Origin of the sequence: Acidovorax sp. ST3 (assembly GCF_003231145.1) — a bacterium.
In the GTDB taxonomy this organism is placed as follows: domain Bacteria; phylum Pseudomonadota; class Gammaproteobacteria; order Burkholderiales; family Burkholderiaceae_C; genus Acidovorax.
This window is the reverse complement of sequence record NZ_QKVP01000001.1, coordinates 985,962-1,012,011: the sequence shown is the minus strand read 5'-3', so window position 1 is coordinate 1,012,011 and position 26,050 is coordinate 985,962. Positions and strand designations below refer to the sequence as shown.

The 26,050-nt window shown below is 66.4% G+C and carries 20 protein-coding genes and 1 other RNA gene; 13 read left to right on the top strand and 8 right to left on the bottom strand.

The features are described 5' to 3' along the window. Positions 1 to 84: 84 nt before the first annotated feature. From DNK89_RS04495 to trxA, 3 genes are all read right to left on the bottom strand, one after another. Positions 85 to 339, bottom strand: a complete 255-nt coding sequence (locus DNK89_RS04495) for a type B 50S ribosomal protein L31 (protein WP_015013594.1) — start codon at positions 337 to 339, stop codon at positions 85 to 87. Positions 340 to 431: 92 nt separating this feature from the next. Next, the gene (rho, locus tag DNK89_RS04490; protein ID WP_060987513.1) at positions 432 to 1,694 is read right to left on the bottom strand and encodes a transcription termination factor Rho; all 1,263 of its coding nucleotides are present in this window, start codon (positions 1,692 to 1,694) and stop codon (positions 432 to 434) included. Between the two features lie 276 nt (positions 1,695 to 1,970). Then, a complete protein-coding gene (gene trxA / locus DNK89_RS04485; RefSeq protein ID WP_015013596.1) occupies positions 1,971 to 2,303 on the bottom strand; it encodes a thioredoxin TrxA in 333 nt (110 codons plus the stop codon). A 109-nt stretch (positions 2,304 to 2,412) separates the two neighbouring features. Between trxA and DNK89_RS04480 the strand changes: the two genes are divergently transcribed. The 3 genes from DNK89_RS04480 to DNK89_RS04470 are packed head-to-tail and all read left to right on the top strand — an operon-like array spanning position 2,413 to position 9,937. After that, positions 2,413 to 5,010, top strand: coding sequence for a PD-(D/E)XK nuclease family protein (locus DNK89_RS04480; RefSeq protein ID WP_110959043.1), 2,598 nt, complete (start codon positions 2,413 to 2,415; stop codon positions 5,008 to 5,010). Beyond that, positions 5,007 to 8,516: an exodeoxyribonuclease V subunit beta gene (locus DNK89_RS04475; protein ID WP_110959042.1), complete on the top strand. Its 3,510-nt coding sequence runs from the start codon at positions 5,007 to 5,009 to the stop codon at positions 8,514 to 8,516. The genes DNK89_RS04480 and DNK89_RS04475 overlap by 4 nt, the downstream gene beginning before the upstream one ends. Before the next feature lie 56 nt (positions 8,517 to 8,572). Next, positions 8,573 to 9,937, top strand: coding sequence for a TIGR03862 family flavoprotein (locus DNK89_RS04470; protein WP_203422190.1), 1,365 nt, complete (start codon positions 8,573 to 8,575; stop codon positions 9,935 to 9,937). Between the two features lie 118 nt (positions 9,938 to 10,055). Here the strand turns inward: DNK89_RS04470 and ffs are convergent. Then, an RNA gene (gene ffs, locus DNK89_RS04465) (signal recognition particle sRNA small type) lies at positions 10,056 to 10,152 on the bottom strand. A 102-nt stretch (positions 10,153 to 10,254) separates the two neighbouring features. On the opposite strand from ffs, the gene dnaX reads away from it, so the two are divergent. The 6 genes from dnaX (at position 10,255) to DNK89_RS04435 (ending at position 15,587) form a co-directional block, all read left to right on the top strand. After that, positions 10,255 to 12,261, top strand: a complete 2,007-nt coding sequence (gene dnaX / locus DNK89_RS04460) for a DNA polymerase III subunit gamma/tau (RefSeq protein WP_110959041.1) — start codon at positions 10,255 to 10,257, stop codon at positions 12,259 to 12,261. Between the two features lie 69 nt (positions 12,262 to 12,330). Next, positions 12,331 to 12,663 carry a YbaB/EbfC family nucleoid-associated protein gene (locus DNK89_RS04455; protein ID WP_015013601.1) on the top strand — a complete coding sequence of 111 codons (333 nt, stop codon included), beginning with the start codon at positions 12,331 to 12,333 and terminating at the stop codon, positions 12,661 to 12,663. A 243-nt stretch (positions 12,664 to 12,906) separates the two neighbouring features. Further along, entirely contained in the window at positions 12,907 to 13,497 is a 591-nt protein-coding gene (gene recR / locus DNK89_RS04450) for a recombination mediator RecR (RefSeq protein ID WP_110959040.1), read from the top strand. A gap of 125 nt (positions 13,498 to 13,622) precedes the next feature. After that, the gene (locus DNK89_RS04445; RefSeq protein WP_015013603.1) at positions 13,623 to 14,048 is read left to right on the top strand and encodes an MAPEG family protein; all 426 of its coding nucleotides are present in this window, start codon (positions 13,623 to 13,625) and stop codon (positions 14,046 to 14,048) included. Between the two features lie 154 nt (positions 14,049 to 14,202). Further along, on the top strand, positions 14,203 to 15,258 hold the full coding sequence (locus DNK89_RS04440) for an ABC transporter substrate-binding protein (RefSeq protein ID WP_110959039.1): 1,056 nt from the start codon (positions 14,203 to 14,205) through the stop codon (positions 15,256 to 15,258). 176 nt (positions 15,259 to 15,434) lie between these two features. Beyond that, a complete protein-coding gene (locus DNK89_RS04435; protein ID WP_015013605.1) occupies positions 15,435 to 15,587 on the top strand; it encodes a DUF3096 domain-containing protein in 153 nt (50 codons plus the stop codon). A gap of 66 nt (positions 15,588 to 15,653) precedes the next feature. On the opposite strand, the gene DNK89_RS04430 is transcribed toward DNK89_RS04435, so the two are convergent. Together DNK89_RS04430 and gloB are read right to left on the bottom strand one after the other, a co-directional pair. Next, positions 15,654 to 17,180, bottom strand: a complete 1,527-nt coding sequence (locus DNK89_RS04430; protein ID WP_110959038.1) for a transglycosylase SLT domain-containing protein — start codon at positions 17,178 to 17,180, stop codon at positions 15,654 to 15,656. Further along, the gene (gene gloB / locus DNK89_RS04425; RefSeq protein WP_110959037.1) at positions 17,177 to 17,953 is read right to left on the bottom strand and encodes a hydroxyacylglutathione hydrolase; all 777 of its coding nucleotides are present in this window, start codon (positions 17,951 to 17,953) and stop codon (positions 17,177 to 17,179) included. The genes DNK89_RS04430 and gloB overlap by 4 nt, the downstream gene beginning before the upstream one ends. On the opposite strand from gloB, the gene DNK89_RS04420 reads away from it, so the two are divergent. From DNK89_RS04420 to DNK89_RS04405, 4 genes are all read left to right on the top strand, one after another. Then, on the top strand, positions 17,952 to 18,806 hold the full coding sequence (locus tag DNK89_RS04420) for a class I SAM-dependent methyltransferase (protein ID WP_110959036.1): 855 nt from the start codon (positions 17,952 to 17,954) through the stop codon (positions 18,804 to 18,806). The genes gloB and DNK89_RS04420 overlap by 2 nt on opposite strands. Before the next feature lie 75 nt (positions 18,807 to 18,881). After that, a complete protein-coding gene (gene rnhA / locus DNK89_RS04415; protein ID WP_015013609.1) occupies positions 18,882 to 19,331 on the top strand; it encodes a ribonuclease HI in 450 nt (149 codons plus the stop codon). Between the two features lie 181 nt (positions 19,332 to 19,512). Then, positions 19,513 to 20,919, top strand: coding sequence for an efflux RND transporter periplasmic adaptor subunit (locus DNK89_RS04410; RefSeq protein WP_110959035.1), 1,407 nt, complete (start codon positions 19,513 to 19,515; stop codon positions 20,917 to 20,919). Positions 20,920 to 20,959: 40 nt separating this feature from the next. After that, positions 20,960 to 24,115, top strand: a complete 3,156-nt coding sequence (locus DNK89_RS04405) for an efflux RND transporter permease subunit (RefSeq protein WP_110959034.1) — start codon at positions 20,960 to 20,962, stop codon at positions 24,113 to 24,115. A gap of 141 nt (positions 24,116 to 24,256) precedes the next feature. Here the strand turns inward: DNK89_RS04405 and DNK89_RS04400 are convergent, their stop codons facing one another. Both DNK89_RS04400 and glp read right to left on the bottom strand, forming a co-directional pair. After that, complete coding sequence (locus tag DNK89_RS04400) at positions 24,257 to 24,583, bottom strand: thioredoxin family protein (protein WP_110959033.1); 327 nt, start codon at positions 24,581 to 24,583, stop codon at positions 24,257 to 24,259. 93 nt (positions 24,584 to 24,676) lie between these two features. Next, positions 24,677 to 26,032, bottom strand: a complete 1,356-nt coding sequence (gene glp, locus DNK89_RS04395) for a gephyrin-like molybdotransferase Glp (RefSeq protein WP_110959032.1) — start codon at positions 26,030 to 26,032, stop codon at positions 24,677 to 24,679. Between the last annotated feature and the right edge of the window lie 18 nt (positions 26,033 to 26,050).

Here is a 26,050-nt window from a genome sequence, read left to right as displayed (position 1 = left end):
AGCCACCGAGAATAAAGGCAAAACCCATGAAAAAAGGCAGCCCGGTTGCCCGGGCTGCCTTTTTGGCGGGATCGCAGGGGCGAATTACTTCGCTGCGGTCTTGCCGAAACGGTTGCGGAAGCGTTCCACGCGGCCACCCATGTTGTCCACCGACTTTTGCGTGCCGGTGTAGAAGGGGTGCGATTCAGAAGAAGTATCCAGCTTGAACAGCGGGTATTCCTTGCCTTCGTGGGTTTCGGTTTCCTTGGTGTTCACGCACGAGCGGGTCACGAACTTGAAACCGTTGGACAGGTCCACGAACAGAACTTCGCGGTAGTTGGGGTGAATGCCTTCTTTCATGATCTTCCTTTGAGTCAACTGCGGGAGCCGCACCGGCCAGTCCAATGTACTTTCCGCAAGAAAAAGCCCTCTATTATTGCACAGGCTGAGAATCAGCCCCCGCGACGCATCATGTCGAAGAAGTCCACATTGGTCTTGGTGGCCTTCATGTTCTTGATCATGAGCTCCATCGACTCGATCTCGTCCATGTTGTACATGAACTGGCGCAGGATCCGGGTCTTCTGCAGGATCTCGGGCGCCAGCAGCAGCTCTTCGCGGCGCGTGCCGCTCTTGTTGAGTTCGATGGCGGGGAACACGCGCTTTTCGTACAGGCGGCGGTTCAGGTGGATTTCGCAGTTGCCCGTGCCCTTGAACTCTTCAAAGATCACTTCGTCCATGCGGCTGCCGGTATCGACCAGCGCGGTGGCGATGATGGTGAGCGAGCCGCCTTCTTCGACCTTGCGGGCTGCGCCAAAGAAGCGCTTGGGGCGTTGCAGTGCAGCAGCGTCCACACCGCCCGACAGCACCTTGCCACTCGATGGCACGACGTTGTTGTAGGCGCGGGCCAGGCGGGTGATGGAGTCCAGCAGGATCACTACGTCCTTCTTCAGCTCGACCAGGCGCTTGGCGCGCTCGATCACCATCTCGGCCACGTGCACGTGGCGGGCAGCGGGCTCATCGAAGGTGGAGGCAATGATGTCGCCCTTGACCGTGCGCTGCATTTCGGTCACTTCTTCAGGGCGCTCGTCCACCAGCAGCACCATCAGGTGCACGTCGGGGTTGTTGGCGGTGATGGCGTGGGCGATGTGCTGCATCATCACCGTCTTGCCGCTCTTGGGCGGCGCCACGATCAGCGCGCGCTGGCCACGGCCGATGGGGGCGATGATGTCGATGATGCGGCCGGTGATGTTCTCGTCGCCCTTGATGTCGCGCTCCAGGCGCATCTGTTCCTTGGGGAACAGGGGCGTCAGGTTCTCGAACATCACCTTGTGCTTGTTCTGCTCCGGCGGGCCGCCGTTGACCGAATCCAGCTTGGTCAGGGCAAAGTAGCGCTCGCCGTCCTTGGGCGTGCGCACTTCACCTTCGATCATGTCGCCGGTGTGCAGGTTGAAGCGGCGCACCTGGCTGGGGCTGATGTAGATGTCGTCGGTGCTGGCCGTGAAGCTGGTATCAGGGCTGCGCAAGAACCCGAAACCGTCGGGCAGGATTTCCAGCACACCATCCGCAAACACCTGCTCACCCGCCTTGGCGCGCTTCTTGATGATCGCAAACATCAACTCCTGCTTGCGCATGCGGCCCGTGTTTTCGATTTCGAGTTCTTCGGCCTGCTTCAGGACTTCAGACACGTGCAGTGCCTTGAGTTCGTTTAAGTGCATGGATTGACTCCTTGGCGGAGCTGGTATGAATCTTGGGGGAGGTGGGCTGATGCCGAATGGGCTGCTGTTTGCAGTTCCGGCTCGCCAGGGATCTTGGTCCGGCTGCCAATGCATGCAGCCCGGTGATCTGTAGGAATTATGACAGGAAAAAATGCGGGGGCTTCAGAGGCGCAACGCCTTGCCTTGCAAGGCTGTCCGCTGGTTGTTCACCCGCAGGTCTATCGCTCAACGAAAAAAGCCCCAGCGGCGGTGTTGCCGAGGGGCTTGGGGTGTGGGTCAGGCCAGTTGCTGGTCGATGAAGGCGGTCAATTGGGCCTTGCTCATCGCGCCGACCTTGGTGGCGGCCAGCTGACCGTCCTTGAACAGCATCAGGGTGGGAATACCGCGAATGCCGAACTTGGCGGGGATCTCGCGGTTCTCGTCCACGTTCATCTTCGCGATCTGCAGTTTGCCCTGGTAGGTGCCTGCGACTTCGTCGAGGATGGGGGCAATCATCTTGCAGGGGCCGCACCACTCGGCCCAGTAGTCCACCAGCACGGGGGTGCCTGTTTTCAGCACGTCGGCTTCGAAGCTGGCGTCAGAGACATGTTTGATGAGTTCGCTGGCCATGGCGGATTCCTTGTTTTTGATCAGGTTGGGACCGGTGTACGTATAAAGTCTGGGCATTGTGACAGAAACCAATCCCCCATTCACCGGTATGGCCGGGGCCTGCGACGCTATGACTGTCATAGCGAAAAGCGATGATGGTGCAGGCTGGAGCCTGCACCTGTGGCAACGCGCTCTGGCCCAGGTGGCGGCCCATGCCAGTGCCCGGGGCGCTCATCTGGCCCGCACCGTGGTGCTGGTGCCCTATGCCCAGCTCATGCCCTGGGGGCAACGCCTGTGGGGGCAGCAGTTCCCGCAGGGCTTTGCTCCGCGTTTCGAGACGACCCGCAACTGGGCGCGCCAGCTGCAGGGTTTTGAGCCGTCGGCCGATGATTTTGCGGGCGACGCTGCGCGCGACACCCTCACGGCCCGCGCCCTTCTGGACCGCGTGGGGCAGGGCGCCCTGCGTGAAATGCTGGCCACGCCACTGCGAGAAGCCGCCGCCCAGCTGGCACCCGCCGTGGCGGCCGTGCCCCCCGCGCAGCGGGCAGCCTGGGGCGACGAGGCCCGCAAACTCCTGGCCACTGCGGATGAAGGCAGCAGCCTGCACTACGAGGCTCTGGTCGCGCGCCTGGCGCTGGAATGGGCGCTGGCCTCACGGCATGCCACCGATGTGTTGTTTGAGCCCGGTGTGCGGGAGGCCGTGGATGCGCTGGTGGTGCTGGAGGGCTTTCAGTCCGACGCTTTGCCCCAGGCCCTGTTGGCCCAATGGGGCGAACGGGGCGCCTGCATCGTGCTGCCATCGCTGCTGGAAGACGCTTCGGCGCCACCCCAACGGGCCTTGCATGCTGCCACTGACGCCGAAGACGAAGCCCACCGCGCAGCAGCCTGTGTCCTCCGCCACATCCGCGATGGCCGGGTGCCGGTTGCGCTGGCGGCCACCGACCGCGCGCTCATTCGCCGTGTGCTGGCCCATCTGGACAGCAGCGGTGTGCTGGTGCGCGATGAAAGTGGATGGATTCTGTCCACCACCCGTGCGGCGTCTCGCGTCATGGCCGCGCTGCAGGCCGCCTCGTGGAATGCCTCGTCCAACGACGTGTTGGACTGGCTCAAGCACACCCCCGCGCTGACGCCGGGCGAGATCAACCGGCTGGAGTTGTGGCTGCGCAAAGGCGTGTTACAGCACTGGAGCGCAGCCTCCGCCCAAGACCTGAGCGCGCAGCCCCACCTGGCCCGCACCGTGGCCACGGTGGAGACCTGGCGCGACGCCTTGCGCGCTGCGCGTCCCTTGGCGCAGTGGCTGCCCGCTCTGCGCGCCGTGCTGGAGCAAGCGGGGCAATGGCAGGGCCTGCAGGCCGACCCGGCAGGCATGCGCGTTCTGGCGGCGCTGCGCCTGCAAGACGGCCAGCAAGCGGAGCTGCAAGGCTGGGGCGACAGTGCGGGCCGCCGCATGACGCTGGCGGAGTTCAACCGGTGGGTGAAGGACGTGCTGGAGGCCGGGCGCTACGTGGCCTCGCAGGCCGCTGATGCGCCCGTGGTGGTGTTGCCGCTGCCCCAATTGCTGGGGCGCCCCTTTGCCGCCGCCGTGCTCCCCGGCTGCGATGAAAAACGACTGCAGGCCGCTCCGGAGCCCACCGGAGACTGGTCCCAGGCCCAGCGTGAGGCCTGGGGTTTGCCCACGCGCCAGTCATTGGAGGCCGCGCAGCGGGCCGCCTGGGCCTATGCCCTGCGCGTGCCGGTGGTGGATGTGCTGTGGCGCTCGGGCGACGAAGGTGGTGAGCCCCTGCTGGCCAGTGCCTTGGTGCTGGCCCTGCAATTGGATGGCGCAGCCTTACCCGGCGCGGATCACCGCGCTGCACGTGAGGTGGTGGCAACGCCCACGCTGCGCCCCCTGCCCGTAGGCCAGGCCCTGCCCGTGCGGCAACTCTCGTCCACTGCGTATTCCGACCTGCGCCACTGCCCCTACCGCTTCTTTGCCCAGCGCCAATTGGGTCTGCGTGAGGCCGACGAGCTGGACGCCGAGGTGGACAAGCGCGACTTCGGCAACTGGCTGCATGCGGTGCTGCAGCGCTTTCACGAAGACCTGCGCGACCAACCCACCGACGACGCGGGCGAGCGCAGCGCCCGCATGGACGCCGCCGCAGAGGCCGTCACCCGCGAGCAGCGCCTGCAAGACGGCGACTTTTTGCCCTTTGCCGCAGGCTGGGCGCAACTGCGCGACGGTTATTTGCAGTGGCTGCGCGAGCACGAGCAGCAGGGCGCGATGTTCCGCCAGGCCGAGGTCAAGGCCCGCCAGCCCCTGGGCGACCTGGAGCTGATCGGCACCATCGACCGCATTGACGGCGTTTCCAGCACGGGCGAGCCCACGGTGCTGGTGATCGACTACAAGACCGAAAGCGACAGCGTCACCCGCCAGCGCATCAAGAGTGGCGCGGAAGACACGCAGTTGCCGTTCTACGCCGCGCTGCTGCACCACGACACGCTGCGTGCCGCCTATGTCAATGTCGGCGAACGCGGCGAGACGCAATTGCACGAGCAGGGCGAGGTGGTGCACCTGCGTGATGTGCTCATCGAAGGCATCCAGCACGACATGGCCCGCATTGCCGCGGGTGCGCCGCTGCCCGCGCTGGGCGAAGGCTCGGTGTGCGAGTTCTGCGCCGTGCGCGGCCTGTGCCGCAAAGACTACTGGGCAGATGCCGAACAGGCACCGCCCGCGCCTGAGACGCCATGACCGCCAGTAATTCCCCTGCCGCCCAGGCCGCCTACGAACACAACGGCCGCCCCGTCTCGCGCGAGGCCTTCTACGCCATTGCCTGCGACCCCGCCCGCAGCGTGGCGGTGGAGGCCTGCGCGGGCGCGGGCAAGACCTGGATGCTGGTCTCGCGCATGCTGCGGGCGCTGCTGGACGGGTGCGCGCCGCACGAAATCCTGGCCATCACCTTCACCAAAAAAGCGGCGGGCGAAATGCGCCAGCGCCTGCAGGAGTGGCTGGAGCAGTTCAGCCACAAGCCGCTGGAGGAGCTGACGGCCGAGCTAGTTGCACGCGGAATCAGCCCCCAGGGCGCACTGGATAAGCGCGAGGTGCTACAAAATCTATACCGCCAGCTGCTGGAGGCTGGCCGCCCGGTGCAGATCCGCACCTTCCACAGCTGGTTTGCCGCGCTGCTGGGCACGGCCCCGCTGGCGCTGCTGCAGCAACAAGGCCTGCCCGCCCACTTTGAGCTGCTGGAAGACGATGCCGAGGCCGTGCGCGAAGTCTGGCCGCCGTTTTTGCAGACCGTGGCCGAGAGCGCCAGCCTGTGCGCCGACTATGAAGCCGTGGTGGCCCGCCACGGCCGCTCGCAAACGCACAAGGCGCTGGCCGCCGCGCTGGCCAAGCGGGTGGAGTTTGACCTGGCCGACGCGGCGGGCGTGGTGGATGCCTCGGTGCCGCCGTTCCAGCAGGCCTACCCCGACCTGGCTGCGTTGGCCGAGCCCGCCGAGGCCCTGCAGACCGAGACCGCCCTGCAACGCTGGCGCAGCCGTGCCAGCGCTTTGGGGGCCGAGTCCAACAAGACCCCGCAAAAGGCAGCGGACGCCATCATCGATGCGCTGGCCTGCACCGACCTGAACCAGCGCCTGGACATGCTCCGCAAAGCCATGTTCGTGGCCAAGGAAGACCGCCTGTCGAAGAACCTGGAGAAGTTCCCCGCCGCGCAAGAGGCCGAGCCCGAATTGCAGCGCCTGCTGGTGGCCCGTCGCCAGCACGAGGCCTGGCAGCACCAGCAGCGCATGGCCCGGCTGGCGCGCTGCCTCATCGCGCAGTTTGCTGCCGTCAAGCAGCAGCACGGCTGGGTGGACATGAACGATGTGGAGCGCACGGCCTTGGTCATGCTGGCCGACCCCGTCCTCTCCGGCTGGGTGCAGGAGCGGCTCGATGCCCGCATCCGCCACCTGCTGGTCGATGAGTTTCAGGACACCAACCCGCTGCAGTGGCAGGCGCTGCACGCGTGGCTGGCGGGCTATGCGGGCTCGGGCGGGGGCTCGGCTGCGCCCAGCGTGTTCATCGTGGGTGACCCCAAGCAGAGCATCTACCGCTTTCGCCGCGCCGAGCCGCAGGTGTTCATTGCCGCGCAGGCCTTTGTGCGCGATGGGCTGGGCGGCGACCTGCTCAGCTGCGACCACACGCGTCGCAACGCGCAGGGCGTGATTGCCGCCGTCAACGCTGTCATGGGCCAGGCCCAGGCGCAGCATGAGACCAGCGGTTTCCGCGACCACACCACCGAATCGAAACACCCCGGCCAGTTGTTGCGCCTACCCGCCATCACCGATGCGGACGACGACGGCCAAGGTGCCACCCGCGATCCGCTGGCCTGGCGCGACAGCTTGACCGAACCCCGCCACGAGGCCGAAGAAACCCAGCGCATGCGCGAATGCACGCAGGCCGCTGCCTGGGTGGCTGCCCAAATCGCCAGCGGAACCCCGCCCAAAGAGGTGCTGGTGATGGCCCGCAAGCGCGACCGTCTGGCCACCATGCAAGAGGCCCTGCGGGCCTTGCACCTGCCCTGCGTGCAGCCCGAAAAGTCCGACCTGTTCGACGCGCCCGAGGTGCAGGACATGGTGGCGTTGCTCGATGCGCTCGTCTCGCCCACGCACGACCTGTCGCTGGCCCGTGCGCTCAAGTCGCCGCTGTTTGGCCTGGGCGACGACGCGCTGGTGGCGCTGGCCGTGCTGCGCCGCCAGCCAGAGCATGCGGGCTGCAGTTGGTTTGATTTGCTATTGAAAAGTGAGCTGCTTGCGCCCGATTTACAAGCGCTGGGGCCTGTTTTGATTCAATACCAAGGTTGGGTGCAGCGCCTGCCACCGCACGATGCGCTGCACGCCATCTACGAGCATGGCGACGTGCTGGCCCGCTTTGCCGCCGCCGCGCCCGTTACCCAGCGCCAGGCCGTGCAAGCCAACCTGCGCGCGCTGCTGGCCGCCGCGCTGCAGCACGACGGGGGGCGCTATCTCACTCCGTATGCCTTTGTGCGGGCCATGAAGAAGGGCGGCGTGCGCGCCCCCGGCCGGGCCGATGCGCAGGCCATCCGCCTGCTGACGGTGCACGGTGCCAAGGGGCTGGAGGCCGACTGCGTTCTGCTGCTGGACACCGACACCCGCCCGCAAAAGGCCGAAACCATGGGCGTGCTGGTGGACTGGCCCGGCGAGCAGCCCGCGCCCTCGACCTTCATCTTCTTGGCCAGCGAATCGAACCCGCCGCCGAGTGCGGAGACCACGCTGGCCGCCGAGCAGCAGGCCCGCAGCCGCGAGGAGCTGAACATGCTCTACGTGGCCATGACGCGCGCCAAGCACTGCCTGGCGCTGTCGTCGGTGCAGCCCAGCAACGCGGCCCTGGGCAGCTGGTGGAACCGGCTGGCTCCGCTGGTTACGGAGGTCGATTGGCAAGCCCAGGCCCCGGCAGAGCTTGGCGCAGAAGCCGCTGCCCCCGCTGATGCACCGCAAACCTTCACCATCCCCAGCCTGCCCGCGCTGCCCGAGGCGCTGCAAACCGCCCGCGTGCACACCGCTGCCGGGCTGGAGGGCGACGCCCCCGTGGCCATGCCGGGCGATGCGGAATCGACCCCACTCTCACGCCAGGGCGACGCAATGCACCAGCTGCTGGAGCAGGCGGGTGTGGCCGGCGCCCCGCTGGCCGATGTGCGTGCCCATGGCTGGCCCGCCACGCGACTGGACCGCCTGGCTGCGGACCACGACATCACCCCCGCTGCTGCCGAACAGGCCGCCCGCATGGCGCAAGCCATCTTGGCGGGCGAGGGTGCGTGGGCGTGGGACCCTGCGCTGATCCAGACCGCCATCAACGAAGCCCCGCTGCACTACCAGGGCCAGAGCCTGCGCATCGACCGGCTGGTGCAGCGCCGCGCCGTGCAGGCGGATGACGCCTTGGCAGGCTGGTGGGTGCTGGACTACAAGAGCGCCACGCAGCCCCAGCGCCAGCAGGCCTTGGTGGCGCAGTTGGAGCGCTACCGCGAAGCCGTTGGGGCTCTGATGCCGGGCGAGGCCGTGCACGCTGCCTTCCTGACCGGCGATGGGCGTTTGGTGATGGTGGGCGATACGCCGAATGTTGCAGGGGGATCGGTCGCCACGCCGTCTGCGGTGGGGCATACTTCGGCCCCCGCTGCGCCGGTCGCCCCGGTAAAACTCGCACGCGTCCGCACTGCGCCAGGGCCCGAGGATTCACCGCAAGGCTCCTTGTTCTGAGCCGTTTCTTCAACCCTCAGGCAGCGCAACGTTCCTCATTTCAGCAAGGCCCTTCCGTGTCCCACCCCCTTTCTCCTTCCGATACACCCACCCTGTCTGCGGAGACCTTGCAGTGCGATGTGGCCGTCATCGGCGGCGGCCCGGCGGGCCTGATGGCCGCTGAGGTGCTGGCCCAGGCGGGCGTGGCCGTGCATGTGTTCGACGCCATGCCATCCGTGGGCCGTAAGTTCTTGCTGGCAGGCAAGGGCGGGCTCAACCTCACACACTCCGAACCGCACGAGCCCTTTGTGGGACGTTATGCCGGGCGCGAGCAGCAGATCGAGCCACTGGTCCGCGCCTTTGGCGGCCCCGAGCTGCGCGCTTGGGCGCAGGGGCTGGGGGTGGAGACCTTCGTGGGCACATCGGGCCGTGTGTTCCCCGCCGATATGAAGGCCGCGCCCCTGCTGCGCGCCTGGCTGCAGCGCCTGCGCGGGCAGGGGGTGCTGTTCCACATGCGCCACCGCTGGCTGGGCTGGACCGACGAGGGCGCGCTGCGTTTTGCTGCTCCGGCCGGCGAGGTGCGTGTGGCCACCAAGGCCGTGGTGCTGGCGCTCGGTGGCGGCAGCTGGGCGCGGCTGGGGTCGGATGGTGCCTGGGTGCCGCTGCTGGCGCAGCGCGGGGTGGCGGTGGCGCCGCTGCGTCCGTCCAACTGCGGTTTTGATGTGCTGCGTGCTGACGCACCCGTCGGCGAAACGCGCCGCGCCTTTCTGCAAGAGCTGCTGGGCCGCACGCCCGCCCCCACGGTGGGCTGGACGCCGCATTTTTCCGAGAAGTTCGTGGGCCAGCCCTTCAAGACCGTGGCGCTGAGCTTCGCCGACAGCCAGGGCCGCAGCTTCAGCCGTCGGGGCGAGTTTGTGGTCACGGCCACGGGGGTGGAGGGCAGCCTGGTCTATGCCGCATCGCACCTGTTGCGCGACGAGGTGCAAGCCCATGGGCACGCAACGTTCCATCTGGACCTGTTGCCCGACCACAGCCCCGAGCGCGTGCTGGTGGAAGTGCGCCACCCGCGCGGCTCGCGTTCGCTGTCCAGCCACCTCAAGAGCCGTTTGGGCCTGGACGGAATCAAGGCGGGCATCCTGTACGAGCACATGGGCAAGGACGGCATGAACGACCCTGTAGCCCTGGCCCACGCAATCAAGGCCTTGCCCATCACCGTGGTGGCTGCGCGACCGCTGGACGAGGCCATCAGCACGGCGGGCGGCGTGGCGTTTGAGGCGCTGGACGCGCACCTGATGACTACGGCGTTGCCGGGCGTGTTCTGCGCTGGCGAAATGCTGGACTGGGAGGCGCCTACCGGCGGCTATCTGCTCACTGCCAGCATGGCCAGCGGCCGGGTGGCGGGGGAGGGCGCGCTGCGCTGGCTGCGTGGCTTGTCGGCTTGACGCTAGAGCCGCTGTGGCAAGCAGGGCCTTGCGCAAGCCAATACGGCCTGCCACTGCGTGCTGCGGAAATACTGAAGAGAGGTGATTTTTTGCGCGACCGCGCAAAAAGAAAGAAGAAGTTGACGAGCCTTACCCCCGGCACTGACTCCACGGTTAGGGCTGCTTGGTTCCCCACCTGACCCGGTTGGCCGCTTCACCATGCGAGGAGGCCCGTCACCAGTGATTGTACGTCGGATGAAGGCCCTGATTTTTCAGTGGCTGTTTTGTTTGCCCTGGCGGTGCCAGGGGCGCCTGGCCCAGCCCGTAGAATCGCCCGCATGTCCTACCTCGTGCTCGCCCGCAAGTACCGCCCTCGCAATTTCACCGAGATGGTGGGGCAGGAGCATGTGGTCCAGGCCTTGTCGAACGCGCTGACGCAGCAGCGCCTGCACCACGCTTACCTGTTTACCGGGACGCGCGGTGTGGGCAAGACCACGGTGTCGCGCATTCTGGCCAAGTCGCTCAACTGCCAGGGGCCCGATGGCAACGGTGGCATCACCGCCACGCCCTGCGGCGTGTGCCAGGCCTGCACCGACATCGACAGCGGCCGTTTTGTGGACTACACCGAGCTGGACGCTGCCTCCAACCGGGGTGTGGACGAGGTACAAAGCCTGCTGGAGCAGGCGGTTTACAAGCCGGTGCAGGGGCGCTTCAAGGTCTTCATGATCGACGAAGTGCACATGCTCACCAACACGGCGTTCAACGCCATGCTGAAGACGCTGGAAGAGCCGCCCGAATACCTCAAGTTTGTGCTCGCCACGACCGACCCGCAAAAGGTGCCGGTGACGGTGCTGAGCCGCTGCTTGCAATTCAACCTGCGCCCTATGGCGCCCGAGACGGTGCTGGAGCACCTGACCCGCGTGCTGGCCAATGAGAACGTGCCCGCCGAACCGCAGGCGCTGCGGTTGCTGTCGCGTGCCGCGCGGGGCTCCATGCGCGATGCGCTGTCGCTGACCGACCAGGCCATAGCGTTTGGCAGCGGCCAGCTGCAAGAAGCGGGTGTGCGCCAGATGCTGGGCGCGGTGGACCGCTCCTACGTGTTCCGCTTGATTGATGCGCTGGCCCAGGGGGATGGCAAGACCGTGGTCGAAACCTCGGACGCGCTGCGCATGAACGGTCTGTCGGCCGCCTCCACGCTCGAAGAAATGAGTGCCGTGCTGCAGCGCATGGCTGTGTTCCAGGCCGTGCCGCAAATGGCTGGTGCTGTGGATGCCGACGATCCAGAAGCCGCCGAAACCGCCCGCCTGTCAACGCTGATGCCCGCCGACGAAACGCAATTGCTCTACAGCCTGTGCCTGCACGGGCGCGGCGAACTGGGCCTCGCGCCCGACGAGTACGCGGCGCTCACCATGGTGCTGCTGCGCCTGCTGGCCTTCAAGCCCGCCGGCGGTGCAGGTGGCGCTGGCGAATCGGCTGAAAAAAAAACTCTGACGCGGGCTGAAACGACAGCCTCCAGCCCTGTTTTGACAGGTACCGTGGGTGCATCGGCCGCCTTTGCTGCGCCGATCGCTGCGGCTCCGCAGGCCTCGTCTGGAGCACCTGCACCCAAAGTCCCTGCGCCCGCTCCGGTGGCCGCGCCAGCGTCTGCTGCGTTGGCGCGCCCTGTCCCCGCTCCAGCGGATGACCCTGCGGCTGCATCGGTGCACGATTCCGAGCCACCCCCATGGCCAGGATCTGATGAACCGGGTGCGGTGGCTACGGCGCCAGCGCCTACCGCAACGGCGCTGCCCGTGCGCACGCCCGAGAGGTTGGGGCAAAACCCCGGTGCAGTGCAATCCGTCAAAGCGCAGGGTGCTCCTGAGTATGTAGCAATTCCGGTGCGCGAAGCGCCGGAGCCTGGCGAGCGGCTGCAGCCGCTTCCGCTGTCTGCACCCACCCCCGTCTCTGCCCGCTACACGCCCACCGAAGAGGGCGATGTCTGGCACACCACCGTGCAGCAACTGATCGCAGCCGAAGCGATCACAGCGCTGGTGCGCGAGCTAGCCCTGCAATCGCAGCTGGTGGCGCGCGATGGGGGGCACTGGCTGCTGCGGGTGGAGCGCGAGTCCCTCAACCAGCCCATGGCGCGCGAGCGCCTGCGCGCTGCGCTGGAGGCGGCCGGCCACGCCACGCAGATCAGCGTCGAGGTGGGTGTGGTCATCGACAGCCCCGCCCGCCGCAATGCCGCTGCTGCGGCCGAGCGCCAGCGCCGCGCCGAGGAAATCGTGCACAACGACCCCTTCGTGCAATCGTTGATGCGGGACTATGGCGCGAGAATCGTGCCGGGCAGCATCAAGCCTGCGTGACCGACCCTGAAGCCCTCACAAGCTCTGTTACCCATTCACTAGACTAGAAACCGAAAAGGAAACCACACCATGTTCAACAAAGGACAACTCGCCGGCCTGATGAAGCAAGCCCAGGCCATGCAGGACAACCTCAAGAAGGCCCAGGACGAACTGGCCTTCATCGAAGTCGAAGGCGAATCGGGCGCGGGCCTGGTGAAGGTGGTCATGACCTGCAAGCACGACGTCAAGCGCATCACCATCGACCCCAGCCTGCTGGCCGAAGACAAGGACATGCTGGAAGACCTGGTGGCAGCTGCGTTCAATGCGGCGGTGCGTAAGGCCGAGGAGACTTCGGCAGAGAAGATGGGCAAGCTCACAGCGGGCATGCCAGGCCTCCCCGGCGGCATGAAATTCCCCTTCTGAGGACTGGCTACTGCGCGCCAGCCATGCGTCGTTGGACGGTGCTCGCAATCCTCACGTACAGGAAGTACGTTCCGGTTGCTGTGCTCCGTCCGCCTAGCCTGGCAGGCGCTCGCTACGCCCTTGAGGGTGGGGTGTAAACGCTCCAAAGGCAGTCCTGGCGTTCTCTTCCACATCTGTTCGGGCTGATCTTGTCGAAGCCCGGCTCTGCGCGCTCCTCACATCCTTTCTGCATCGCTCGCTCCCATGTCCACCACCAACTCCCTCGATGTTCTGATCCAGGCGCTGCGCCGGCTGCCGGGGGTGGGGGTGAAGTCTGCGCAGCGCATGGCGTTTCATCTGCTGCAGCATGACCGTGAAGGGGCGCTGGCGCTGTCGCGCGCCCTGGGGGAGGCGGTGGGCTCCGTGCACCACTGCGCGCGTTGTCATACGTTCACCGAGGCCGAGGTGTGCAGCACCTGCCTGGACCCTGAGCGCGATGCCACGCGGCTGTGTGTGGTCGAGACGCCAGCGGACCAGTCGGCGCTGGAGCGCACGGGCGCCTTCAAGGGGTTGTACTTTGTGCTGATGGGGCGGCTCAGTCCGCTGGATGGGGTGGGGCCGAAGGAGATAGGCCTGCACAAGCTCATGGACCGCGCCACGGACGGCACCGTGCAGGAGGTGATTCTGGCGACCAATTTCAATGCCGAGGGCGAGGCGACTGCCCATGTGATCAGCGAGGCGCTCAAGAGCCGGGGGCTCCATGTCACGCGGCTTGCGCGCGGCGTGCCCGTGGGCAGCGAGCTGGAGTATGTGGACCTGGGCACGATTGCGCATGCGCTGGTGGATCGCCGGTGACCTGGATGTGCCTACCTGCCTGTGAGCCAGTCCGCTGGCTGGCAAAGGCCTGCGGCTAAAATACTCTCAATTTAATAGCTGCCAGCGCCTGTATTTGCTGCGCTGGGGCCTCAAAAGCTTCAAAAATGAATACCACCCTGCACGTCGCACGGTTTACTGTGGCCTATTGGTGTGTGCTGTTTGCCGCACTGCTGCCGATTGCCTGCGCCTGGCTGGCCAAAAGCGGCAACTTGGGCAAGTCCCGCAAAGAGGGCGGTTTTGACAACCACGACCCGCGCGGCTGGCTCTCGCGGCAGTCCGACTGGCGTGGCCGCGCCAACGCAGCGCAGGCGAACAGCTTTGAAGCGCTGCCTTTTTTCATCGGCGCGGTCATCATCGCCCACCTGCTGGGGGCAGGCCAGACACTGCTGGACTTGCTGGCACTACTGTATGTGTTTCTGCGCATCTTCTACGTGATGATGTATGTGGCGGACATGCCAACGGCGCGCAGCGCGGTCTGGGCCGGTGGTTTTCTGGTCAATATCGCCATCCTTTTCATCGGATACCGTTGAGCGCGCCGGGGGCTTTTCGCTCCACCGGTGGTGCCCCGCAGTGGACGCCTGCACAGGGTGGTACGTAGTAACCCGCAGGGATTCACCCTGATGCGGTTTTGCCTGTGCTGCGGCACGATTGTTGCAATGCAGCATTGTCTTTTTGGCTGATTCCATGTCCTTGCCTCCACTCACCCGCCGCGCCTTTGGCGCCGTATCTGCCTTGTCGGCAGCTGCGGTGTGGGCGCCTGCCGTCGGGGTGCGTGCGCAGACCGATGGCGCGGCGCTGGGGCGGGTGACCGTGGCGGTCGGCGGCCAGGGCGTTCTGTACCACCTGCCGCTGGCGCTGGCCGATGCGTTGGGGTACTTCCGCTTGGAAGGCCTGGACGTGGTGGTGCGCGACTATTCGGCGGGAGCTCTGGCCTGGCAGGCGGTGCAGGACGGTGCGGCCGATGTCTGTTCCGGTGCGTTCGAGCATGTGTTGCGTGCGCAGGCGCGCGGTCATGCCTACCGTGCGCTGGTGGTGCAGGGTCGGGCGCCACAATTGGCGCTTGGTGTGTCCCTGCGGTCGGTACCGGCGTACAAGGATCTGGGCGATCTCGCAGGGCGCAAGGTGGGCGTGTCGTCGGTGGGCTCCTCCACCCACTTGGCCGCCAGCCTGATGCTGATGCGCGCAGGCGTGCCCTTGCGGGAGGTTTCGTTTGTGGGCGTGGGCTCGGGCACCAATGCCATGAACGCGCTGCGTTCCGGCCAAGTGCAGGCGTTGTGCCATGCCGATCCCATCATGACCCTGCTGGAGCAAAAGGCGGACACCCGCATCGTGGGGGACCTGCGCTCGCTCAAGGCCGCGCAGGACATGTTCAGCGGCACGATGCCCGCCAGTTGCCTGTATGCGCCCCAGGCGTTCATCCAGAAACAGCCTGCCCAGGCCCAGGCCCTGGTCAATGGCGTTGTGCATGCGCTCAAGTGGCTGCAGACGGCGGCGCCGGCCGACTTGGTGAAAGCGGTGCCGCCTGCCTATCTGATGGGCGACCGGGGGCTATACCTGGCGGCGTTCAGCCGCGTGCGAGAGACCTACTCCACCAACGGTCTGATGCCGGACGAAGGCCCTGCCACCGCATTGCGGGTGCTGTCGCGGGTGTTGCCCGAACTGGCCGAGGCCAAGATCGAACTGGCCCGCACCTCCACCAGCGACTTCGTGCGCAAGGCGCGCCAGAAGTACAGCGTCTGACGAATTGCGGTTGTGGGGGTTGAGGCTGAGTCCTCTGGCATCGACTACAGTGTCAGCCGCCTGCACAGATACCCGCCACTGCACCGCGATCACTCCGCGCCACCGGCATTGCGCAGGCCACGCATGCAGCGCTTGTGCTGTGCCATTCCCGAGCCATTTTTCAAGGACCCATCACCATGTCGCTGAGCCTCAGCATCGGCCCGCTCGTTTCCCTCATCGCAGGCATTCTTATCCTGGTCATGCCGCGCCTGCTCAGCACCATCGTGGCGCTCTACCTCATCATCATGGGCATTTTGGGGTTGCTGGGCATGCACACGCTCCGTTTCTGAGCACCGCCCCAGCCACGCCCAGTCCAGCGATGTCATGCCAGCCGTTACGGCCTGCAGGGGCGCGGGTCAGCGGCGCTTGACTTTGGAGGGTGTGCCTCCGCGCCGGGAGGGCGCGGGTGCCTGGCGTTTGGCCGCGGTGGCGACCGAGGCACGGGCGCTGCTGCCGCTGCGCGCTTGGCCCTGGCGCACCGGCAGGTACACCACAACTTGCTGGCCTACCTTGAATGCGGCATTGGCCCGCACGTCGTTCCAGTCGGCCACGCTGGCGGCTGCCAGCTTGTAGCGCCGGGCAATGCTGGCCACCGTGTCGCCCTTGCCAGCGCGCACCGTGGTGCGGCGGGTGACGATCTCGGGGGTGAGGCTCAGCTGGCCGTTGTCGGCCAAGTGGGACGACACGTCTTGCCGCGTGGTTGTGGAGCGTGGCACCATCAGGGCCGAGCCCGCCTTGATCAGCATGCGCGGCGGGATGTTGTTCATGCTGCGCAAGTCGGCTTCGCTCATGCCTGCACGCTGGGCCGCTTCGGCCACGCTCATGGTGGTGGGCACGGACCACACGGTCCAGCTGGCGTACTGGCCTTCGCGCTTGGCTTCGAGATTGCGCTGGAACACCTTGGCGTTGTCCCAGGGAAGCAAGATTTGTGGTGTGCCCGCCGCCAGGATCACAGGCCGCTTGAACGAAGGGTTGAGCGCGCGGAAGTCTTCCTCCCGGATACCTGCCAGCGATGCCACCAGCGACACGTCGATGTCGTGCGTGATGTCCACGGTCTGGAAGTAGGGGTGGTTTTCGATCAGCGGCAATTCAGTGTTGAACGCCTCAGGGTTGGCCACGATGTTCTTCACTGCCTGCAGCTTGGGCACATACATGCGGGTCTCTGCCGGCATGTTCAGGTCGGTATAGCTGGTGCCCAGCCCCAGCTTCTGGTTGCGGGCAATGGCGCGGCCCACGCTGCCTTCGCCCCAGTTGTAGGCAGCCAGGGCCAGGTGCCAGTCGCCAAACATGCCGTAGAGCTTTTGCAGGTAGTCCAGCGCTGCGCGGGTGGACGCCAACACGTCGCGGCGGTCGTCGCGGAAGGCGTTCTGCTTGAGGTCGAAATAGTTGCCCGTGGCAGGCATGAACTGCCACATGCCTGCGGCCTTGGCGCTCGATACGGCCTGGGGATTGAACGCGCTCTCGATGTACGGCAGCAGTGCGAGCTCGGTGGGCATGCCCCGGCGTTCCAGCTCTTCAACGATGTGGAACAGGTATTTGCTGGACCGCTCCGTCATGCGCTGCATGTAGTCAGGGCGGGTGGCATACCACTGCTCGCGGTCCTGCACCAGCTCGTGCTGCAGGTCGGGCATGGCAAAGCCGCGCCGGATGCGGTCCCACAGGTCGGCCGGGGCCGACAGCGACGCCACCTCGCCACTCGCGGCTTGCGCGGCGGTGATGGGTTTGAGCGGGCCGTTGGGGATGACAGGAGTGTGGGGGGCGGCAGGGGCTTTGGTGCTGGTGGTGCTGCCGCCAGCAGCGGCCTGGTCGGGCATCGAACCCGTGGTGGCGCAACCTGTCAGCCACAAAAGGCCAGCCAGGCAGGCAATGTGCAAAATTTTCATCGGAACTCGTTTTTCCATTGACGCAGCGCGGCCAGCACCGCTACAGCGTCGTCAAGGGGCACCTGCGCGTCGTAGCCCTGGGCGGCTTGTGCCACCTGGCCCTGCCGCACGCGCAGAAAGGGGTTGATGTCTCGCTCCAGTGCCATCTGCGAGGGCAGGGTGGGCTGGTTCTGGGCCCGCAAGGCCTCGCATTGGCTGCTGTAGTGGAGCAGGGCGGCGTTGCCAGGTTCCACAGCGCGTGCGAACTTCAGGTTCGACAGGGTGTACTCGTGGGTGCAGCACACCCGGGTGTTGTCGGGCAGCGCAGCCAGCCGGTCCAGCGAGTCCAGCATCTGCGCGGGCGTGCCTTCGAACAGCCGCCCGCAGCCACCCGAGAACAGCGTATCTCCGCAGAACAGCAGGGGCGAGCCGTCCATGTCGGCGCAGTAGTAGGCGATGTGGCCGGCCGTATGCCCCGGCACATCGATGACCTGGAACTGCAGCCCCAGCGCGTTGACGGTATCGCCCTGCGCCAGCCGCACCAGCGGCTCGGGGATGCGCTCCCGTGCAGGGCCATACACCTGTGCGCCAGTGGCGGCGCGCAGGGCGTCGACTCCACCGACATGATCGGCATGGTGGTGCGTGACTAGAATGGCCTGCAATGTCAGGCCCCAGCGGTGCAAGGCCTGCTCCACCGGCGCGGCTTCTCCCGGGTCCACCACGATGGCCTGGCGGCCGTCGTGCAGCATCCAGATGTAGTTGTCGGTAAAGGCGGGCAGCGGTAGCAAGTTCATGAGCGATCAAATTATAGGTTTGCACCACTGGTTCGACTCCCCCCCCGGCCGCTATCTGCTCGCTTGGGAGCAGGCGCGTTTTGACGAGGCGGTGGCCAATATTTTTGGCTACCACAGCCTGCAGCTCGGCATGCCGCTGCTGGACGGCCTGCGTGCCAACCGCATGCCCCACCAATGGCTGGCCATGGGCCAGGAGGCGGTTGAAGGTTCCATCGCCTTTGTGGAGACTGGGGGTGTCGATGGCCCGCTGCAGCGTCGCGCGGTGGACCTGCTCACCGAGCCCGTGGCACTGCCTTTCCCGGCTGCCAGTCTGGACCTGCTGGTGTTGCCGCACACGCTGGAACTGAGCATCGACCCCCATGCCGCGCTGCGCGAGGTGGAGCGGGTGCTGGTGCCCGAGGGGCGTGTGGTCATCAGCGGCCTGAACCCCACCAGCCTGTGGGGCCTGCGGCAGCGGCGTGCGCGGCTGTACCAGCGCCTGGGGCGGGGTAACCTGTACCTGCCCGATGTCGGCGAGTTCATTGGTTATCGGCGCCTGCGCGATTGGCTGCGGCTTTTGAATTTCGAAGTCGAATCGGCCCGTTTTGGCTGTTATCGTCCAGCGGTGCGCACGGCGCACTGGCTGGAGCGTTTTGGCTGGATGGACCCTCTGGGTGAAAGGTGGTGGCCCATCCTGGGCGCTGCGTATTTCCTGGTGGCCGTCAAACGGGTGCATGGCATGCGTTTGCTGGAGCCTGCCTGGCGCACCCATCGTCAGCGTGCGGCCGGCACCGTGCCCATCGCCAACCGGGCGTCACGACGCGGGGTGAGTTCCTCGCGGGCCGCCCCGCCGGCAGCCCGGCACGAGCCTTGAGCCCATTCGTATCCGGTTGCCCGGCAGATCCATCCCCGGTGCTGCAACCATCCATCACATTGTCAGGAACAGAGTTTGAACCAGGTAGAGATTTACACCGATGGCGCCTGCAAGGGCAATCCCGGCCCCGGCGGGTGGGGCGTGTTGCTGCGCTCGGGCGCGACCGAAAAAGAACTGTTCGGTGGTGAACTGGGCACCACCAACAACCGCATGGAGCTGATGGCGGTGATCGAAGCGCTCTCGGCCCTGAAGCGCCCCTGTGCCGTGACGCTGTACCTGGACAGCGAGTACGTGCGCAAGGGCATCACCGAGTGGATCCATGGCTGGAAGGCCAAGGGCTGGCGCACGGCCTCCAAGCAGCCGGTCAAGAACGTGGAGCTGTGGCAGCGGCTGGATGCGCTGGTCAGCACCGGCGGTCACCGCATTGAGTGGCGCTGGGTGAAAGGGCACTCGGGCGACCCGGGCAACGAGCGGGCCGATGCATTGGCCAACCGGGGCGTAGACCAAGCCCTGGGCCGCAGGTAGCCCAACGCTGATGCAGCGTGCCGTACAAGCCTCTTCGGAGGCTTTTTTCATGCCTGCGCCGGGGACTGTCTGCCCCGATAGCGGCCAAAGCCCTGGGATATTGCCGCGCATGGCAGCGGCTGCATGTACCCACTGTTACATTGTGTGACTGCGCTTCCCACCTCAACGGATTGACTGACCCATGGCGTCCAAGAACAAGTACCTCGTTTTCGCTGTCATTGGCATCGCGGCTGCATCGGGCGCTGCCTGGTGGTTGCAGAAACCAGCCCAGCCACCGCAGCGTACCGAGGCCGGGGCGAGCGGGACGGGTACACCTGCGGGCGGTGGTGCCGCTGCGGGGGCTGGCCGCCCCGTGGCCGTGGAGGCCGTGACCGTGCGGAAGATGGCGCTGCGCGACGATGCCGAAGCTGTGGGCAGTCTCAAGTCGCGCCAGAGCGTCATGCTGCGCCCCGAGGTGGGGGGGCGCATCACCCAGCTGAACTTTCACGATGGCCAGCGCGTGCGGCGTGGGCAGGTGCTGGTGCAGCTGGACGACCAGTTGCCCCGTGCACAAATCCAGCAAAGCCAGGCCGAGTTGTCGATTGCGCAGGCCAACCACAAGCGCAACCAGGAGCTGGTGGCCCAGGGCTTCATCAGCCAACGCTCTGTGGACGAGAGTGCTGCCAACCTGGAAGTGGCCCAGGCCAAGCTGGCGCTGGCCCAGGCCACCGCCCAGCGCCTCAAGATCGTGGCCCCGTTCGATGGTATTGCGGGCATTCGGGGTGTGAACGTGGGCGACTACCTCAAGGACGGGGCCGACATCGTCAACATTGAAGACCTCGATGCGGTGTACGTGGACTTCCGTCTGCCCGAGCGGCTGCAGAGCAAAGTGCGCCCGGGCCAGACCGCGCAAGTCACGTTTGACGCACTGCCGGGCGTGCGCTACGCCGCCCGGGTGCAGGCCATCAGCCCGCAGATCGATGCGGATGGGCGGGCCATTGCGGTGCGCGGCTGCATCGACAACCGCCGGCTGCAATTGCGCCCCGGCATGTTCGCGCGGGTGACGACCGTGTTCTCCGAACGCAGCGACGCGCGCGTGGTGCCCGAAGAAGCCATCGTGCCCGACGGCTCCAGCCCCTATGTGCTCAAGGTGGTGGAGGGCAACGAGCCCGGCAGCAAGGTGACTCGCCGCACCCCGGTGCAGCTGGGCGTGCGCTCGCCCGGATGGGTGGAGATTCTGGACGGCCTGAGCGCAGGTGACCTGGTGGTCACGGCGGGCCAGCAGCGCATCCGCAAGGACGGCACCGAGGTGCGCGTGGTGGAACTGGGCAAGCAGGGCAACGGTGGCGCGGCGGCCGCAGCCGCGCGCCCGGCGTCGGGCGCTTCAGGGGCTGCGGGTGGGGTGGGACCAAAGGCTGCAGCAGTGGCTGATGCGCCTGCGCCGAGCACCTCTGCGGCGTCGGCATCTTCATCTCCCGTTACAGCCCCCTCGGTGCCGAGCGCGATGGCGGTTCGCAGTGAGGCCCAACCCCTGCCAGGTGCCAACCCTTGTCAGCCGGCTGGAAGCTCGACCCGATCAATAGCCCCGGGCCACCGTGCGCCTGTCTGACGGGCTGCCTGTCGTCACCCTCTGATGCCTACGGACTGCCATGCAACTCGCTGAAATATCGATCCGCCGGCCGGTGTTTGCCACCGTGCTGTCGCTGCTGGTGCTGCTGATTGGTGCGGTGAGCTTCACGCGCCTGTCGGTGCGCGAATACCCCAAGATCGACGAACCCGTGGTCACCGTCAGCGTGCGTTACGCGGGCGCGTCGGCCGAAGTGATTGAATCGCAGGTCACCAAGCCGCTCGAAGACTCCATCGCCGGGATCGACGCGGTGGATGTGATCACCTCCATCAGCCGGGCCGAACAAAGCCAGATCAGCGTGCGCTTTCGGCTGGAGAAGGATGCCGACAACGCGGCAGCCGAAGTGCGCGATCGCACGGCCCGTGTGCGCAACCGCCTGCCGCTCGCGGTGGATGAGCCCGTGATTGCCAAGGTCGAGGCCGACGCCTCGCCCGTGATGTGGCTGGCCTTCAGCAGCGACACGCGCACCCCGCTGGAGGTCAACGACCTCATCAACCGCATCGTCAAGCCCCGCTTGCAGACCGTGACCGGTGTGGCCGACGTGCCGATTTACGGCGAGCGCAAATACGCCATGCGTGTGTGGCTGGACCCCGAACGCATGGCCGGTTACCGCCTGACCACGCAGGACGTGGAAGACGCCATCCGCCGCAACAACCTGGAGCTGCCCGCGGGCCGCATCGAGTCGCAACAGCGCGAGTTCAGCGTGACCTCGCAGACCGACCTGAAAACCCCCGCCCAGTTTTCCGACATCGTGATTCGCACGGTCAACGGGTTCTCGGTGCGTGTGCGCGATGTGGCCCGGGTCGAGGAAGGCCCCGCCAGCGACCGCAGCCGCGTGCGGCTCAACGGGCGCGATGCCATCTCGGTGGGCGTGATCCGCCAGGCCACGGCCAACCCGCTGGAGCTGTCCAAGGGCGTGCGCGCCATGATCCCCCTGCTCAAGGCCGACCTGCCGCCAGACATCGGCATCGACATTGCCAACGACAACTCGCTGTTCATCGACCGCTCCATCAAGAGCGTGTACTCCACCATCATCGAGGCCGTTGTGCTGGTGGCCCTGGTGATCTTTGTGTTCTTGCGCACCTTCCGTGCGTCCATCATCCCCATCATCACCATCCCGGTCAGCCTGGTGGGCAGTTTTGCGCTGATGGCACTGGCGGGCTTTTCGATCAATACGCTCACGCTGCTGGCGCTGGTGCTGGCCATCGGCCTGGTGGTGGATGACGCCATCGTGATGCTGGAGAACATCTACCGCCACATCGAAGAGGGACTCGACCCGTTCTCGGCCGCCATCAAGGGCGCCCGTGAAATTGGCTTTGCCATCGTGGCCATGACGCTCACGCTGGTGGCGGTGTATGCGCCGCTCGCATTCACGCCGGGCCGCACGGGGCGCCTGTTTGTGGAGTTTGCACTGGCGCTGGCCGGGGCCGTGGTGGTGTCGGGCTTTGTGGCCCTGACGCTCTCGCCCATGATGTGTTCACTGCTGCTCAAGCACAACCCGAATCCCAACTGGTTCGACCGCTCCATGGAGCGCTGGCTCACGGCCCTGTCGGACGCTTATGGCCGTTTGCTGCGCTGGATCGTCACGGCCCGCTGGGGCGGCACGGGTTCGGGGCGCGGTGGTGTGCGGGGTGCGCTGTTCCAGGCCCGCTGGATTGTGCTGGGCGTCATGGCCCTGAGCGGTGCGGCGCTGGTGCTGGTGTTCCCCACCATGCGGCAGGAGCTGTCGCCGCTGGAAGACCGAGGCACCATTTTGGCCAGCGTGACCGCACCCGACGGCGCCACGCTGGACTACACCAACCGCTATGCGCTGGAGCTGGAAAAAATCGGCAACACCTACCCCGAATTCGACCGCGTGTTTGCCAACATCGGCAACCCCACGGTGGCACAGGGCAGCGTCATCTACCGCACCGTGGACTGGGAAAAGCGCGACCGCACCACGCTGGCCCTGGCCAAGGAGTTGCAGCCCAAGGTGGCGGGCCTGCCCGGCGTGAACGCTTTTCTGATCACACCGCCGTCGCTGGGCCAGGGCTTTCGCTCGCGACCCCTCACCTACGTGATCCAGACCTCAGACAGCTACGAGAACCTGAGCAAGGTGGTGGCCGCATTCATGGCCGAGATCGCGCAGAACCCCGGCATCGTGTCCCCCGACGTGGACTTGCGCCTGAACAAGCCCGAGCTGCGCATCGAAGTCAACCGTGAACGCGCCGCCGACCTGGGCGTGAGCGTGGAAGTGGTGGCCAAGGCCATCGAGACCATGCTGGGCGGCCGCACCGTTACGCGCTACAAGCGCGATGCCGAGCAGTACGACGTGATCGTGCAGACCGAGGCGCGAGGCCGCACCACGCCCGAGAACATCGACACCATCTACGTGCGCGGCCGCAACGACGCGATGATCCCGCTGACCAGTCTGGTCAACGTGCGCGAAAGCGTGAGCCCGCGCGAGCTGAACCACTTTGGCCAGCGCCGCTCGGCCACCATCACGGCCAACCTGTCGTCCGACTACTCTCTGGGCCAGGCCATCACCTTCATGAACGAGACGGCCGCCAAGGTGCTCAAGCCTGGCTACACCACCGACCTGAACGACACCTCGCGCGAGTTCAAGAACTCGCAGGGTGCGCTGGGCGTGGTGTTTGTGCTGGCGCTGGTGTTCATTTTCCTGGTGCTGGCGGCGCAGTTCGAGAGCTTCATCGACCCGCTCGTCATCATGGTGTCGGTGCCGCTGTCGATGATCGGCGCGCTGCTGGCGCTCAAATGGAGCGGCGGCTCGCTCAACGTGTATTCGCAGATCGGGCTGATCACCCTGGTGGGGCTGATCACCAAACACGGCATCCTGATCGTGGAGTTCACCAACCAGCTGCGCGAAGAGGGCATGGAGATGGTGGACGCGCTGGTCAAGGCCTCGGCCCAGCGACTGCGCCCCATCCTGATGACCACGGGTGCCATGGTGCTGGGAGCCATCCCGCTGGCACTGGCCACGGGCGCTGGCGCCGAAACGCGCACCCAGATCGGCTGGGTGATTGTGGGTGGCATGTCGCTGGGCACGCTGCTCACCATTTTTGTGGTGCCCACCATGTACACGCTGTTCGCCCGCAAGGCGGTGCCGGGGGCCAACACTGCGGTGGCGGTGGACGCGCCGGCACACCCGCTGCACCCGCACGACTATGTGGCCAAGTAACTTTCAATAGGGGGCGGGCTGACAAGCCCGGCGGTTAAAACCACACAGACCATACAAGGCAAGAAAGGGTCCCGTCAGGCCCTTTCTGCTTTTCAGCGCATGCGTGAACGATGTGTGGGTCGAGCTGGCGGCGCGGGCGACTCAGGCCAGCACCGACTGCACCGCGTCCTGCAGTTCTTGCCCGCCCTGTGGGCGCACCAGGCGGGCCACTTCCTTGCCGTCTTTCAGGAATATCAGCGTGGGCCAGAGCTTCACACCGAACGTACGCCCCAGGCGCTGGCCAGGGCCGTCTTCCACCTTGACGTGGGCAATGTCCGCGTGGTCCTTCAGGGCGGCTTCGATCAGCGGCTGGGCGCGCTGGCAGTGGCCGCACCAGGGCGTGCCGAACTCGACCACCGTGGCGCCGGGCAGGCGGTCCACATCGTCTCGGGATGGGGGTTGTGCAAGGTGTTGGGCGGCGTAGGGCATGGCGTGATTCGTGGTCTGTGAACAGGGCGAGAAGCTGGTTTCAGGTTACCTTGGCGGCCGATGCCATGCACCGGCTGGCGGCGCATTGCCGTGTCAGATCACGCCCTCAAACACCATCACGTCCACCGCATCGCCCACCGCGACGTTGCCCTGGCCGTGGTGCAGCATGATGAGCCCGTTGGCCTGCACCATGGAGCTGAGCACGCCCGAGCCCTGGTTGCCGGTGGTGCGTACCTGCAGCGTGCCGTCGGCGGCGGTGGTGACCAGGCCGCGCTGGTATTCGGTGCGACCGGGCTTCTTGCGCATGGGCTCGGTGCTGATGGCTCGCAGCAGTGGGGGCGCTGCGCGGGTGCACCCCATCATGCGCAGCAGGGCGGGGCGCACAAAGGCCAGAAAGGTCACCATCACCGCCACCGGGTTGCCGGGCAGCCCGAACAGCACGGCGCCACCGGTCGGTGTGTTGATATCATTTTGATAGCTGCCAGCGCTTGATGTACTAACGCTTGAGGCCGAAATGGCTTGATTTTCTGCGTTGTTGATGCGCCCTACGGCCATGGGGCGGCCCGGGCGCATGGCGATGCGCCAGAAGGCCACGTCGCCCAGCTTTTTCATCATGGTGCGGGTGTGGTCGGCCTCGCCCACGCTCACGCCGCCGCTGGTGATGATGGCGTCGGCCTGCTGGGCTGCCTGGCGGAAGGCGGCTTCGAGCAGCGCGGGCTCGTCGCGCACCACGCCCAGATCGATCACCTCCACCCCCATGCGCGTGAGCAGGCCGAACACGGTGTAGCGGTTGCTGTCGTACACCGCGCCTTCGCGCGGAGCCTCACCCAGGCTCAGGATCTCGTCGCCGGTGGAGAAGTACGCCACGCGCAGGCGGCGGACCACCGTGACGGTGGGCAGGCCCAGGCTGGCCACCAGGCCCAGGGCGGCAGGCGTCAGCAGCTCGCCACGGGCCAAGGCCACGCTGCCTTCCATGATGTCCTCGCCCTTGAAGCGGCGGTTGTCACCGGCGCGCAGTACATCGGCGGCGATGGTGATGTGGCCGTCGGCAGTGGCGGTGGTGAACTCTTGCGGCACCACGGTGTCGAGCCCGGCGGGCATGATGGCGCCGGTCATGATCTTCACGCATTCGCCCGCAGCCACCGTGCCCGCCCAGGCCTTGCCCGCTAGGGCGGTGCCCACCACGCGCAGCGTGAGCGGCTGCCCGGCCACCAGTTGCGCACCCGCAAAGGCGTAGCCGTCCATGGCCGAGTTGTCGTGGGGCGGCACGCTCACCGGGGAGATCACGTCTTGCGCCAGCACGCGGCCCAGCGCGCTGAACAGCGGCAGCACTTCGGTAGCGGTGACGGGCTCGACCAGCCGGTCCAGAAACTGGTTCACATCGGCAGCGCTCAGGGCCTGCGGGTCGTAGCCTTGCAGCTCGGCGGCTATCTGGGCAATGGTTTTCATGGGTGGGATTGGCTTGAA